Source organism: Paenibacillus sp. GYB004 (assembly GCF_036577605.1).
Lineage (GTDB): Bacteria > Bacillota > Bacilli > Paenibacillales > NBRC-103111 > Paenibacillus_AB > Paenibacillus_AB oceani.
Genome location: NZ_JARBDB010000017.1, coordinates 95,389 through 108,794 on the forward strand (window position 1 = coordinate 95,389; position 13,406 = coordinate 108,794).

General features: G+C 56.6%; 11 protein-coding genes. All 11 read left to right on the plus strand.

What is annotated here, in order from left to right; all coding sequences use genetic code 11:
- Positions 1 to 15: 15 nt before the first annotated feature.
- The 11 genes from PV433_RS09705 (at position 16) to PV433_RS09755 (ending at position 13,051) form a co-directional block, all read left to right on the plus strand.
- Positions 16 to 1,509: a hypothetical protein gene (locus PV433_RS09705; RefSeq protein ID WP_332071949.1), complete on the plus strand. Its 1,494-nt coding sequence runs from the start codon at positions 16 to 18 to the stop codon at positions 1,507 to 1,509.
- Positions 1,506 to 2,120: a YIP1 family protein gene (locus PV433_RS09710; protein ID WP_332071950.1), complete on the plus strand. Its 615-nt coding sequence runs from the start codon at positions 1,506 to 1,508 to the stop codon at positions 2,118 to 2,120. The genes PV433_RS09705 and PV433_RS09710 overlap by 4 nt, the downstream gene beginning before the upstream one ends.
- A 14-nt stretch (positions 2,121 to 2,134) precedes the next feature.
- Complete coding sequence (locus PV433_RS09715; protein WP_332071951.1) at positions 2,135 to 4,462, plus strand: DUF5696 domain-containing protein; 2,328 nt, start codon at positions 2,135 to 2,137, stop codon at positions 4,460 to 4,462.
- Entirely contained in the window at positions 4,459 to 5,337 is an 879-nt protein-coding gene (locus tag PV433_RS09720) for a carbohydrate ABC transporter permease (protein WP_332071952.1), read from the plus strand. Before PV433_RS09715 ends, PV433_RS09720 begins: the two co-directional genes overlap by 4 nt.
- A gap of 5 nt (positions 5,338 to 5,342) precedes the next feature.
- Positions 5,343 to 6,341, plus strand: coding sequence for a carbohydrate ABC transporter permease (locus tag PV433_RS09725; RefSeq protein ID WP_332071953.1), 999 nt, complete (start codon positions 5,343 to 5,345; stop codon positions 6,339 to 6,341).
- Between the two features lie 158 nt (positions 6,342 to 6,499).
- Positions 6,500 to 7,801: an ABC transporter substrate-binding protein gene (locus tag PV433_RS09730; protein WP_332071954.1), complete on the plus strand. Its 1,302-nt coding sequence runs from the start codon at positions 6,500 to 6,502 to the stop codon at positions 7,799 to 7,801.
- 82 nt (positions 7,802 to 7,883) lie between these two features.
- The gene (locus PV433_RS09735) at positions 7,884 to 9,191 is read left to right on the plus strand and encodes an ABC transporter substrate-binding protein (protein WP_332071955.1); all 1,308 of its coding nucleotides are present in this window, start codon (positions 7,884 to 7,886) and stop codon (positions 9,189 to 9,191) included.
- Positions 9,192 to 9,215: 24 nt separating this feature from the next.
- Positions 9,216 to 10,253, plus strand: a complete 1,038-nt coding sequence (locus tag PV433_RS09740) for a Gfo/Idh/MocA family protein (protein ID WP_332071956.1) — start codon at positions 9,216 to 9,218, stop codon at positions 10,251 to 10,253.
- A complete protein-coding gene (locus PV433_RS09745) occupies positions 10,253 to 10,885 on the plus strand; it encodes a histidine phosphatase family protein (RefSeq protein WP_332071957.1) in 633 nt (210 codons plus the stop codon). Before PV433_RS09740 ends, PV433_RS09745 begins: the two co-directional genes overlap by 1 nt.
- 21 nt (positions 10,886 to 10,906) lie before the next feature.
- Positions 10,907 to 11,737 (plus strand): metallophosphoesterase family protein, encoded by an 831-nt coding sequence (locus PV433_RS09750; RefSeq protein ID WP_332071958.1) that lies wholly within the window; start codon positions 10,907 to 10,909, stop codon positions 11,735 to 11,737.
- A gap of 705 nt (positions 11,738 to 12,442) precedes the next feature.
- Positions 12,443 to 13,051, plus strand: coding sequence for a histidine phosphatase family protein (locus PV433_RS09755; RefSeq protein ID WP_332071959.1), 609 nt, complete (start codon positions 12,443 to 12,445; stop codon positions 13,049 to 13,051).
- Positions 13,052 to 13,406: the final 355 nt, after the last annotated feature.

The following is a 13,406-nucleotide window of genomic DNA, read 5'->3' on the forward strand; positions in this document are numbered from 1 at the left end:
GGGATCACTTTGAAGATGAGCCGAACCGTCGCGCTCATACTCGCTGCAGTTTTGCTCTCCGTCCTGGCTGCGCCGTCAGCTTACGCCGTGACTCCTTACAGCGGGTACGTGTACGACCATAAAGACAATCCGGTCCCATCCTTGAACGGATACGTATATTTGGATTCCATCGACGGATACGACGGGCAGTCCGGTCCGTTCAAGGCGCCGCAGCATTTATTCGTCGCGGCGGACGACTCCTTGTACGTCGTCGACTCGGGCAACAACCGTGTCGTCCATCTGTCCGGCGACAACCGTCTGCTCCGGGTGTTCGGGACGGACGAAGGGGAAGGAAAGCTGAACAGTCCGAAAGGGGTATTCGTCACCGATGACGGAACCGTTTATGTAGCGGATACGAAAAACAGCCGGATCGCCGTCTTCGATCCCGCAGGCAAGTTCGTGCGGGATTACCGCGATCCGAAAAACCCGCTGCTCGGGGACAAATTCCAGTTCGTCCCCTCCAAGCTCGTCGTCGATAAGCGCGGCTATATGTTCGTCGTCGTCGACGGTTTGTATCAGGGGCTGATGCAGCTCGACCCGAACGGGGAGTTCGCCGGTTTCTTCGGAGCGAACCACGTGCCCTTCAGCGTGACGCGAATCATTACGAGACTGATTGCGACGAAAGAGCAAAAAGCGCAAATGGCTACGGAGAAGCCGCCCGAGTTCTCCAACCTGTTTCAAGACCGGGACGGCTTCATCTATACGACAACGCTCGGCATCGATACGCTGCAGACGAAACGGCTGAGCGCCGTGGGCGTCGATACGCTGAACGCCCAGGAATCGGCCCTGGGCCGCTATGGCGACACCCGCTTCCGCGTCATCACGGACAGCAAAGGCAAGCAGCAGGAGCGCAAGCACGTGTTCGTCAGCGTAACGGTCGACAATCAAGGATTCATTACGGTGCTCGACCAGATGACCGGCAAAGCGTTCCAGTACGACAGCCTGGGCAATCTGCTCTTCGTGTTCGGCGGGATCGGATCGCAGGACGGACTGATGATTACGCCTTCCAGCATCGCCGTCAATTCCAAGGGCGTCATCTATATCGCCGACGAGACGCGAAACCGGATCGACCGTTTCCGCACGACCGAATTCGGCGATCTCGTTCACCGGGCGTCGGTCTTGTACTCGGACGGTCTGTACGAGCAATCGAAGGAACCGTGGATGGATGTGCTGAAGCGCAACAGCAACTACAACTTGGCGTATTTGGCGATCGGCAAGGCGCTATACAAGCAGGAACAGTACAAGGAAGCGATGGAATACTTCAAAACCGCGCGCTCTTACAGGGAATATTCGCTCGCTTACCTGGAGCACCGCAAAAACTATATGCGCGAACACTTTGTATGGTTTGTCGCCGGAGTGATCCTGTTCGCCATCGTCTTCCGGATGTTCCTCGGCTGGCGCCGCCGCCGGAAGCTGCGGTTGAATAAACAGTTTTATGCGGTCCGGCGGACGGAAGGAGGCGCGCCATGAGCTTTTTGAATATGACCAAACAAGTGCTCGCGCACCCGATCGATTTCTACAACGATTTGCAGGAACCGGGACGGGCGCGAATCCGCGACGGCATCCTGATGATCGCCCTGGTGATCGCCTTCCGGATGATCTCCCTGCTGTTGTCCAGCATTTTGTACCAGCAGCGCGAGGCATTCGAGATCTCGTTCGTGACCGAAGCCGTCTCGATTATTGTGCTGTGGTTGACATGGTCCGTCTCCAACTGGGGGGTCAGCACGATTCAGGACGGAGAAGGGCGGTTCAAGGAGATTCTGGTCGGCAGCGCTTACGCCCTGGCGCCATACGCCCTGCTGATCATCCCGATCTCGCTGCTGACGAACGTGATGACGCTTCAGGAGATGCCCGTTTACGTCTTTCTGACCGGATTCCTGTTCGTATGGGTCGCTTTTCTGCTCATTATGAAGGTGAAGATCATCCATGATTTTACGCTGTATAAGCTGATCTTTATTCTGCTTCTGACCATCGTCGGCATGCTGATCATCTGGTTCGTCTTCATCATGATTTACGGGCTCGTCAATCAGGCGTTCAATTTCGTGTTCGGCATCGTAAAAGAGCTGAATCTGAGGGTGTAGAGGAGGGGGAGGGTATGTTAAAACGAATTGCGCGGATCTGCTTTCATACGATCCTGATCGGCACACTGCTCGGAGCCGCTCTCTCCTACGACTATAAATTGACGCAGGAAGCCAAAAGAGCCAAGGCAGCGCGCGACGCGGGAGTGAAAACGGAAAAAGAGACGTTTTTGAACAGTTGTACGAATACGAACGACGAAGGACCGATTCAAATGGTCGGTCTGGACGGCCGCTCCAGTAAGGAAGTCAAAAAAGTGGCGAGCAACGGGAGTCTGGCGATGTACTACGACGAGAGCAAGGGGATGGTTTACCTCGAATCCCCGGCGACCGGCAAGCGCTGGTACACATACCCGGAAAATCAGGAAGGAATCGCGAGCCATCAGAAGCCGATCGTGGAAAATCCGGTGACGCTCCGCTACACGCAAGGAACGTCGGCTTCCCCGACCTACCCGTACAAGGAAGCCGGGACGCTTACTCCGGCGCTGATCGACGGCGGGGTCCGGGTGAACTACAAGCTGATCTCGCTTGGCATCAGCTTTGCCATGGAATACAAGCTGACTCCGGACGGCTTCGAAGTGAACGTCCCGTTCGATTCAATCGTCGAGGAGAACAAGTGTAAAGTGGTCAGTGTCGAACCGCTGCCTTACTTCGGTTCGGGACATCCGAGCGAGAACGGTTTCGTGTTTTATCCGGACGGAGCCGGCGCGCTGATGGAGTTCAAGAAAGAGCATCTGGAATACTACGATCAGTTTTACCAATCGATTTACGGCGGCGACGAGGCGTTCGACAGCCAGACGAAAAGCGTCGTCACGAAAAATCCGAAGGAAGACATCTACTCCGATCCGCAGGAACGGGTGGCGCTGCCCGTCTTCGGCATCAAGCGCGGCGACCAGGGCTTCGTCGGCATCGTTACGGAAGGCGAACACGACGCGAATATTATCGCCGCTCCTTCCGGCTACCAGAACGTAGACATCTACCGCTCGTCGGTCGAATTCACGTACCGGAGCAGCGACAGCATTTTCATCGGGGATTCCGGCGAAGTTCCGTTCTTCCAAGGCGCGATGCTGGAAGGCGAGCGCAAAGTCCGCTACGTGCTGCTCGAAGGAGACAAGAGCGGATACGTGGGCATGGCGCAAGCGTACCGCGACCACTTGATGAAAGACCGGGGCGTGAAGCCGGTCCGTCAGGAGCAGCTTCCGCTGCGGCTTCATCTGGTCGGGGGCGTCGTCCGCGACGAGATTATCGGCAGCACCTATATCGGGATGACGACGTTTGCGCAGGCCAAGGAAACGATCGACCGTTTCGCCGCCCAAGGCGTGAACCGGCTGGAGCTGGTGCTGGAGGGCTGGTCCGACGGGGGCGTGTACGGCAAGCAGCCGCAGCATTTCCCGGTAGCCGGCAAGCTTGGCGGCGACGCCGGACTTACGAGTCTGATCGAATACGCCAAATCCAAACAAATTCCGGTGTACCTGGATGCGAACTACGTGAAGCCGTTCGCCCCCAAAGGCGACTACCGGGCGTCGCAGGACGCGATCTACGGGATGAAGCGGGAAGTGCTGACGTTTTATGATCCGCATCCGGCCACCCTGCAGGTGAAGCGGGGAACTTCGTACCATATGCTCAATCCGGGCGTAGCCGTGAACGACTACTTGAAGCCGGAGCTTGCCCGGTATGCCGAGCTGGACGTCAGCGGACTGCGGCTGAACTATATGGGCGAGAAGCTGTACAGCGATCTGCGGGTATCTTCGCCGCTGTACCGCAAGCAGACGATTGCGCTGTGGCAGGAAGCGATGGAGCTGACCCGGAAGCAGCTCGGCAGCGTAGCGGTAACCGGAGGCAACGCGTATACGTTCGGGTTCGCCGACCGGATCGATGGAGCTCCGGCCGATTCGAGCCATTACACGTACGAGGACGCCACCGTACCGTTTTATCAGATTGCGCTGCACGGCCTGATCCCGTATTCCTCGGAAGCCGGAAACCTGCGCGAAGATCCGAAGAAGTCGTTTCTGCGTATGGTCGAATACGGAGCCGTGCCGAAATATCAGCTGACGCATGAAAACTCCTCCAAGCTGAAACGGACGCCGATGGACGGCTTGTTCAGCTCGGAAGCGGACACTTGGCTCGAACCTGCGGCCGAAGAATACCGCAAGGCGGCGGAAGCGCTAAATAAAGTCGTGGACGCGACGATTACAGGGCATGAGCGCGTCATGCAGGACGTATACCGGACGACTTACAGCAACGGGGTAACCATCGTCGTCAACTACGGGCAGCTGTCCCGGACCGTGAACGGTGTTACGGTCAGTCCCGGCGGGTTTTCCGTCGTACAGGGAGGGAGCGGACGATGAAAACAAAGCTGCGACTGTCGCTGCGTACGCGGACGATGTTTGAAGGATACGCCTTCGTATCGTTATGGGTGATCGGGTTCGCCGTCTTTATGGCGATGCCCCTCATCGAATCGATCATCTATTCGTTTCAGGATTTGAAGCTGACCGGAGGGAAGCTCGCTTCCACTCCGGTAGGCCTCAAGCATTACCGCCACGCCTTCACGGTCGACGTCGACTTGCTGCCGACGCTGCAGACGACGATGGTGAAGATGATCGTGCACGTGCCGCTGATCCTCATCTTCTCGATGTTCAGCGCGCTGCTGCTCAATCGGCCGATGAAGGGGCGGGTCTTCTTCCGGGGCGTCTTCTTCCTGCCGGTCATTATCGCTACCGGCCAGACGCTGTCGACGCTGACGAAGCAGGGGGCGGCGACGCTGCCGATCTTCCAGCAGGCCGGGCTTAAGGAGACGCTGGCCGAATACATCCCGCTGCAGCTGCTGAACCCGCTGCTGACGATGATGGATTCGCTCACCCTCGTCATGTGGGGCGCGGGCGTGCCGATCCTGATCCTGCTCGCCGGGCTGCAGACCGTATCGCCTACGCTGTACGAAGCGGCGAAGTGCGACGGAGCGACCGGGTGGGAGAGCTTCTGGAAGATTACGTTCCCGATGCTCATGCCGATGCTGTTCATCAGCACCTTGTTCTCGATCGTCGACTCGTTCACCTCGGTGACGAACGAGATGATGCGGTTTATTTACGAACTGATCTTCAATAAGTTCAACTTCGCTTACGGCGCGGCCGTCGGCTGGATCTACTCCATCTGCATATTCGTCATCATCGGCATCGTGTTTTTCCTGTTCCGCAATACTACGGCACTGTCGCAGGAAAGGAGGTAGCGTCAATGAAGGAAGCGCAGGTCACTCTTGCCTACAAAAAGAAATTGCCCGGTTGGACGCAATCCGCCTTGCCGCTCTGGCAGACGTCTGGAGCACGCCGGACTGCGGACATCACGACCGGGGTGTTCCACTACGTGATCATCCTCAGCTTATCGTTCGTCTTTCTGTATCCGGTGCTGTTCATGATCAGCCAGTCGCTGATGACGGCGCGGGATGCGGCCGACGGTACGGTACAGTGGATTCCGAAAGGAATCAGCTTCGAGAACTTCGCCTTCGCCTTCCGGGGCATGGGGTTTATGGAGCATTTCATCAACAGCATCATCTTGTCCGTCGGCGGCGCCTTGCTCCATCTGGTGGGCTGCTCGATCGCGGGTTACGGGTTCGCGCGTTACCGGTTCCCGGGTTATACGGTGCTGATCGTGCTGCTGCTGTTCACCTTTCTCGTGCCGCCGCAAGCGATCGTCGTCCCGCTGTACCTGCTGTTCAGCCGGCTGAATTGGCTTAATACGTACAGTCCGCTGCTCATTCCGAACTTGTTCGGGCACGGACTGCGCGGCGCCTTGTTCGTCATGGTGTTCATGCAGTTTTTCCGCGGCTTGCCGCATCAGATGGAAGAAGCGGCGCGCATCGACGGCGCGGGGGCATTCCGCACGTTCCTGTCGATCATGCTGCCGATGGCGAAGCCGGCGATCCTCGTCGTGTTCCTGTTCTCGATCGTCTGGCACTGGAACGATTCGTATTTTCCCGATCTGTACTTGAAGAAGACGAATACGTTCACGCTGAATCAGATGCTGGGCAACTTCCGGGAGTCCAACTTCGGTCAGCAGAAAGAGGCGATCTCCGAGAGCGGCGACGCGAAGGACGGAATCGGGCAGCTGCCGACGAACCATGAGAAGATGATGGCGGGCGCGCTTATGACGATACTGCCGATCCTGATCTTGTATCTGTACACGCAGAGGTATTTCGTGGAAAGCGTCGAGAGGACCGGAATAGCCGGCGAATAACCGGTATCGAGAGGGGGGATGCGCAGCGGCGAACAAGCCGCAGTTCAGTTGGAGAGATTATTCATAAGCGGGTCTGAGCATGAAGCAAACGTGGGTCTAGCCATGCAAGCCAGGGGTAATGAATTTGTTAGGAACTATACGGTGAAGGAGCGAAAAAAATGAAGCGTTTTGTTTTGCTCTCGGCGATCGCACTGCTTGCGATCGGATTAAGCGGCTGTGGAGGCAAGGAGGAGCTCGGGAACGTTGGCAAGGATAACCCGGAGGCCGCGAAGGATATTAAAGGGGACCTGCTCGTGTGGGGATCTTCCGCCGGGGATACCGTGAATGAGCTGTTTCAGAAAAAATATCCGAATGTCAAGCTTATTCTCGATACGCCGAGCAAGCATGAGGATGCTACCATCGTTGCTCTGGCCGCCGGCAGCGGCGCTCCGGACGTCGTCGAATTGTCGCAGGCCCACTACTGGAAATTCCGTACAGTCGACGGTCTCGAAAATTTGCTCGCGGCTCCTTACAACGCCGTTGATCTGAGAAAAGATTTCGTCGACGGCGCCTGGAAGATGTCGACGACGCTTGACGGCAAGAAGCTGTTCGGCATTCCGTGGCGGTATACGCCTTACGTCATGTTTTATCGCGCTGATATATTCGAGCAGAACGGTTTCCCTTCCGATCCGAAGGAAGTCGGAAAGTATGTTTCCGATCCGGAGCAGTTTTTCAGCATGGCGATGAAAATGAGAAGCAAAGGCCATTATTTCTTCCGCAGCCTGGGTAATATGTCTACGTTTACCGTCGGCGACACGTTCTTCAATAGCAAGATGGAATATATCCGCAATACCGAGTCTTACGTCAAATCGCTCGATTATCTCAAGCGCGCCAACCAACTGCAGCTCGTCTTCAGCGGAACGAAAGAGGAAACGGATCAGGCGGTCAACAACGGACGTCTCGTCGCTTACTTCGGAGGGCTCTACCGCGTCTCCACGTTCCAGGACGGCTCGAAGTCGGAAGCTTACGGCAAATGGAAAGTGACGACGACTCCGTTTGGCCAAGTGTACGGGCAAGGATACGGCACCTACTCGATCCCTTCTCAGAGCAAAAACAAGGAAGCGGCTTGGGAATATATCAAGTTTATTACGATGGGCGAAGAAGCTTTGAAAGAAAACCTGAAAACGGCGCAAATCTCGCCATACCGTCCGTCGTGGAATTTGCCCGAGTTCAAGGATACGAAAGATCCGGCGTTCGGCGGTCAGAACACGCTGGCGTTCGGCGCTTCGATTATGGACGGCATGAAGTATGAAGCGATGGTCAAGGCGGATGACAGCGCAACGGACATCTGGGATGAAATCGTAGACGAAGGACTGAAGAAAAATATGGATTCCCGGGCTCTGATGCAGCAAGCCCAGGAAGCGATCGAGAAAAAGCTGGCGGCGGAAATTGCCGAGATGAAAAAATTTGTTGCGAAGTAAGCGCAGTGTCGGCGGGAACCTTGGTTATCGTTTTATCCCAAACTCGTAAAAGGGAGCGAGAACGATGCATGGAGTTAAGCGAATGAAGCTGATCGCAAGCTTGTTGTTCGTCTCATTAACGGTCAGCGCGTGCGGAGGGTCGGGAGGTTCGGAGAAAACGCCCGCGGACGAGGCGAAGGCGGCTGTCGCCAAAAAGGAGCTGTCCGGTACGCTAGTCGTCTGGGGCGATAGTCCGGCTGTCTCTGAAGCGTTCATGAAATTGCATCCCAATGTGAAAATCGAATCCAGCGCTCCGAAGGAGCATGTCGACGCCGTCGTCGTCGCGCTGGCCGCAGGCAACGGAGCGCCCGATGTGGCGCGCGTGTGGGAAGCCCATCTGTGGAAGTTCGGGACGGCCAGCGGGCTGGAAGATTTGTATGCACCGCCGTACAACGCCAAGGAACTGGAGAAGGACTTCCTGCCGGCGGCATGGAACTTGTCCAAATCGATGGACGAGAAACGGCTGATCGGCCTTCCGTACACGTATTCTCCTTATGTCATGCTGTACCGGAACGACATTTTCGAGCAGAACGGCTTCCCGAGCAAGCCTGACGAGGTGAGCAAGTTCGTCTCCGATCCGGAAAATTTCTTCGACATGGCGAAGAAGTTAAGACAGAAAGGTCACTACATGTTCAGACGGCTGAGCGAAGTGACGGACATCGCCGCTCCGCATACGAGCTTCTACGATCGCTCGATGAAATATCTCCGCAACGGGGACACCTACGTCAAAGCGATCGATTTCGCCAAGCGTGCCGCACAGCTCGATCTCGCCTTTACCGCCTCGAAAGAGGAGACGGACCAAGCGCTCAACAGCGGCAAGCTGATCACGTATTTCAACCTGCTTGGCTCGCTGGGCAGCTTTTATGAAAAAGGCGGCAACAAAGCGGACAATTTCGGGAATTGGCGGCTCGCGCAGTTGCCACTCGGCTCGGCAAAGGGCTGGGGCTTCGACGTCTACGTCATTCCGTCGCAAGGCAAAAACAAGGAAGCGGCATGGGAATACGCGAAGTTTGCTGCTATGTCCGAGGTTGCGACCGAGGAATACGTGAAGTCGCTGCGCTTGTCTCCGTATATGCCGTCTTGGGAACTGCCGGCCGTGAAAAACAATTCGATTGCCGGGTTCGGCGGACAAAATGCGGCCGCTTTTGGAGTCGAAGCGATCAAGAAGTCGCAAATGTCGCCGCGCACTCCCGCCTATGCGGACGCCTCCAAGATCTGGGCGGAAATGCTGGAGGAAGGCATTAAGAAAAACCAGGATTCCCGCGCCATCTTGACGCAAATTGAGGAAACGATGGAACGGCAACTGAACGGCCTGAAGGCGGACATCCAGAAATCGCTCGGCACCAAGTAACCGATAAAGGAGGAGAGAGCCGCTGTGGGGAAATTGAAAATCGGCATTATCGGCGGCGGAGGCATCGCTCAGGCGGCGCATATCGCCAATTACAAAAAACACGCCGACCGGGTTGAGCTCGTCGCGATCGCAGACGTTAACGAGCAGACGCTAAAGTATAACGCCGAGGCGCACGGATTCGCCCATACGTTTACCGATTACAACGACATGTTCGCGCAGGTCGAGCTCGACGCGGTCAGCGTCTGCACCCCGAACAAGTTCCATGCACCGGCCGCCATCGCGGCGCTCCGCGCGGGCTGCCATGTGCTGTGCGAGAAGCCGCCGGCGATGACCGCCGCGGAGGCGGTCGAGATGGAGCTTGCCGCGGAAGCGTCCGGCAAAATACTCGCTTACGGATTTAACAACCGGTATAAGGGTAGGGCGCAGTATATCAAACGTTTTATCGACAACGGGGAGATCGGCGACATCTATGCGGGGCGGGTTACGGCCATGCGCCGCAACGGGATTCCCGGAGGCGTGTTCGTCAACAAAGAGCTGCAGGGCGGCGGTCCGTTGATCGATATCGGCGTTCATATGCTCGATCTGGCTTTATGGTACATGAACTTTCCAAAGCCGGTGCAGGTCATGGGGGCTACGTACCGGGAGCTCGGCACGAAACCGTTCGAGACGGTTCCCACGCCGTGGGATTACCGGAACTACACGGTTGAGGACTTGGCTATGGGGATGATCCGCTTCGAGAACGGAGCGACTCTCCTGATCGAGTCAAGCTTTATCGTGCATATGCCGAATCATACGAACAACACCGTTCTGCTGCACGGGACGAAAGGGGGCTGCGATTTCAAGACCGGGGCCGTCTTTCAGAACAAATTCGGCACCGTCGTGGATATTACGGCTCCGAAGCTGCCCGATCCCGATTCGCATCAGCTTCAGCTCGAAGCGTTTATTGATGCGCTGGAAGGCAAGGGCGAGATGCTGTCGACCCCACGCCAAGGCGTCATCGTCCAACAAATTTTGGAGGCCCTCTACCGTTCGGCGGAGACGGGGGAAGCGGTGAACGTGTAATGGAGCTGTTTCTTATTCGGCACGGTCAATCCGTCGGCAATACGTGCAAGGAGGATATGCCCGACTGCGACTTGACGGAGCTGGGCTTGCGGCAGGCCGGGTATGTGGCGGAGTGCATGAAGGGGGCGGACCTGACGCATATCGTCTCCAGTCCGCTCGTACGTGCGCTGCAGACGGCGCAGCCGCTGGCCCGGTCCAGCGGCTTGCAGATCCGGGTATGGATCGACGCTTACGAGGTGCGCGACCGCGGCCTGTATCGCGGCCCAACGGCGCAGGAGCTGGAGCGTGCGTATCCGGGGATCGTTATCGAGGACGAGATGGAGCCGGACGGCTGGTTGTATGCCGGCGACGAGACGCCGGAGCTGGGCCACCGGCGGGCGCTGGCCGTGCTCGGGCGGCTGCGCCGCGAATTTCCCGGCGACGAACGGGTCGCTTTGTTCGCCCACGGCGGGTTCAACCGGTTTCTGCTGCGCGCCGCGCTCGGACTCGATCATCAAAGCGCCGTCCGCTTCGAGGAAAGCAACGGCAGCATTTACTGGCTGAGCTTGCAGGAGCCGGAGATCGTCGTCAGGTATGTCGGGGGACCGCGGCCTTTATTTACACAGGAGGGCCCTGCGGCTTCCAAGGTGTGAAGCGTGCGGGGAATAGCTGGAATGGAGCCGGGAACCGGCCGCTCGGGATGTGTTGCCGCCCGGTCGGCCGACCGGCTATATGTGGAAGGATGTGCGGCACCGGCCTGCAAGAGGCCGATGCGGGGAAGAGAGGGAGAACGATTGAAGGCACTCGTCTTATCTGACGTACACGCCAATATTTATGCCCTTGAAGCCGTATGGAGCAAGGAGAACGACAGCGATATCGTCTATTGCGCCGGTGATCTGGTCGATTACGGACCTTTTCCGGGAGAAGTGATCGCCTGGATGCGCGAGCATCACGCTGTCTGCGTGCAAGGCAATCACGACCGCAAAGTCGCCGCGCTGTATCGCCAGCCGAATCAGTTGAAGGATACACCGGCCGGGGAATGGAAATGGAAGCACGATAACGCCGGCAAGCTGGGCGAGGACGACATCACGTTTTTGGAGCGGCTTCCGGAATCGGTCTCCTTCTGGATGGACGGTTTCGGTTACCGGATGCAGCATCTGTACTACAAATACGAGACGATCGAAAGCTTGTACCAGTTCAACGAATACTGGCAGTCACATGCGGAAGAGGACGTACGGGAAGCGGAGCACCGGCGGCTGATCTTCGGTCATACGCACCGCAGAGCCGTTCATTATCTCGGCGACCGGGAGCTGTGGCTGAACCCGGGCAGCGTGTCTTACCGGAGGAAGGACGATCCGTCCAAGGACGCCCATTACATGACGATCACGGACGGCCGCATCGAGATGAAAAGCGTCGAATACGATCGTTCCCCGCTGCTGGCGGCAACGAAGGCGACGCGGCTCTGCGCGGGCGAGCTGGAGGCGGGACTGCGGTTTTTCGGGTGATCCGGGGAGGGTTGTTGGCCACTGGATCGTGATTGTTGGAGTATTTCAGGGCGAGTGTGTGTGCTGGATTGTTGTGTTTTTTCTAGGGGGCGGCTTCCCGGGGGCGAATGGGGAGACCGGGCAGCTCGGCAGGACTTATCGAGTTGTATCGTCGAGTAACAACATGGTTAGCCATAGGAGTTGTAGCATCGAATCGCATTATGAATTGCAAGAAAGAATTGCAAAGCGGATTGAAGAATGAATTGCAGAATGAATTGCAAAGCGGATTGCGAAAGAAGAATCAATCGCAAAGTATTGCACAATGAATCGCAAAATGTGCAAAATGAATCATCGTTTCGCGGAATGAACCGCAGATTGAATTGCTTTCGCAAAATGAACTGCACCAGCGGTTGCAATAACTAAATTGGAATAACGACCTGCTACCATGAATTGCACATTGATTTGGATCTTGAAAAGTCAACGTATGTTAAATTAATGCGAAATCAATTGTAAATTAATTGTGAATTAAATGTAAATTAAATGGTCACTGCACTTTGTTGATCATCCTCCCGGCAACTGCATCATGACTCCGCACCACCGCGATCCGGGGCACTTCCTATTGAATAATCGAGGAGATTATCCTTTTTCTTTTTCAAGTGGGTTAATTGGTTTGGTGTCGATCGGCACGATAGATTCGAAAATAGTTTAGTAGACGGGGAGGCCATTATGGATTTATTTCTGATTCGCCACGGGCAGTCGATCGGCAATACCGTTTCTTACGATATGGCTGACGGAGAACTGACCGAGCTCGGCCGCAGTCAGGCCGAAAAAGTAAGAGCAGGCATGGAAGGAGCCGGTCTGACGCATATCGTCTCCAGCCCGCTGATGCGCGCGATTGAGACGGCGCAGCCGCTGGCAAGGACGACCGGACTGCCGATCCGCGTCTGGATCGAGACGTTCGAAGTGCGTTCCAAAGGGGAGTACCGGGGACCTTCCGAGCAGGAGCTGAAACGGATGTACCCGGAAGTTGATCTCGAAGACGAGGTGGAGCCCGAGGGATGGTATTGCGCGGGCAATGAGGACGAAGCGATGGGCCACGACCGGGCGTTGCGCATCCTGGAGCGGCTTCGCCGGGAGTTCCCGGGCGACGAGCGGGTGGCGATGTTTTCGCACAGCGGGTTTAACCGCCGGTTGTTGTGCGCGGCGCTCGGTCTCGACCATCGCAGCGACGTCCGTTTCCTACAAAGCAACGGGACGATGTATTGGCTGCACTTCGGCGAACAGGGGCTCGATCTGAGGTACATCGGCGATTTCCAACCGCTTTTCTCCAAGTGAGCGCTAAGGCAGGGGGCGGCTGAGCAGGGCGTCCATGGAATAAGAGCTTCTAGCACATCTTATTTCGGCCACGAACGCGGATTTGGGAGTAATAAGAGTCTCAAACGTCCCCTATTAAGGCGAATGATGCTGGAAGTACGCTAGTTTGGGTGAATGGTGCCGGAAGTACGCCAAGTTTGCGCCAAGGACGGCGAGAATCGTTCGCGTGCGAATCCGAATCCGAACCCGAATCCGACCCCGTTGCGGTACGATTACTACCGAATGTTACCTGGAAATTGATTCGACACGCTTCAGCATTAGAGGAATCGGACTGCTGTTGCGATCATTAGTTTACATATTCATTCCCGGAGGAGGC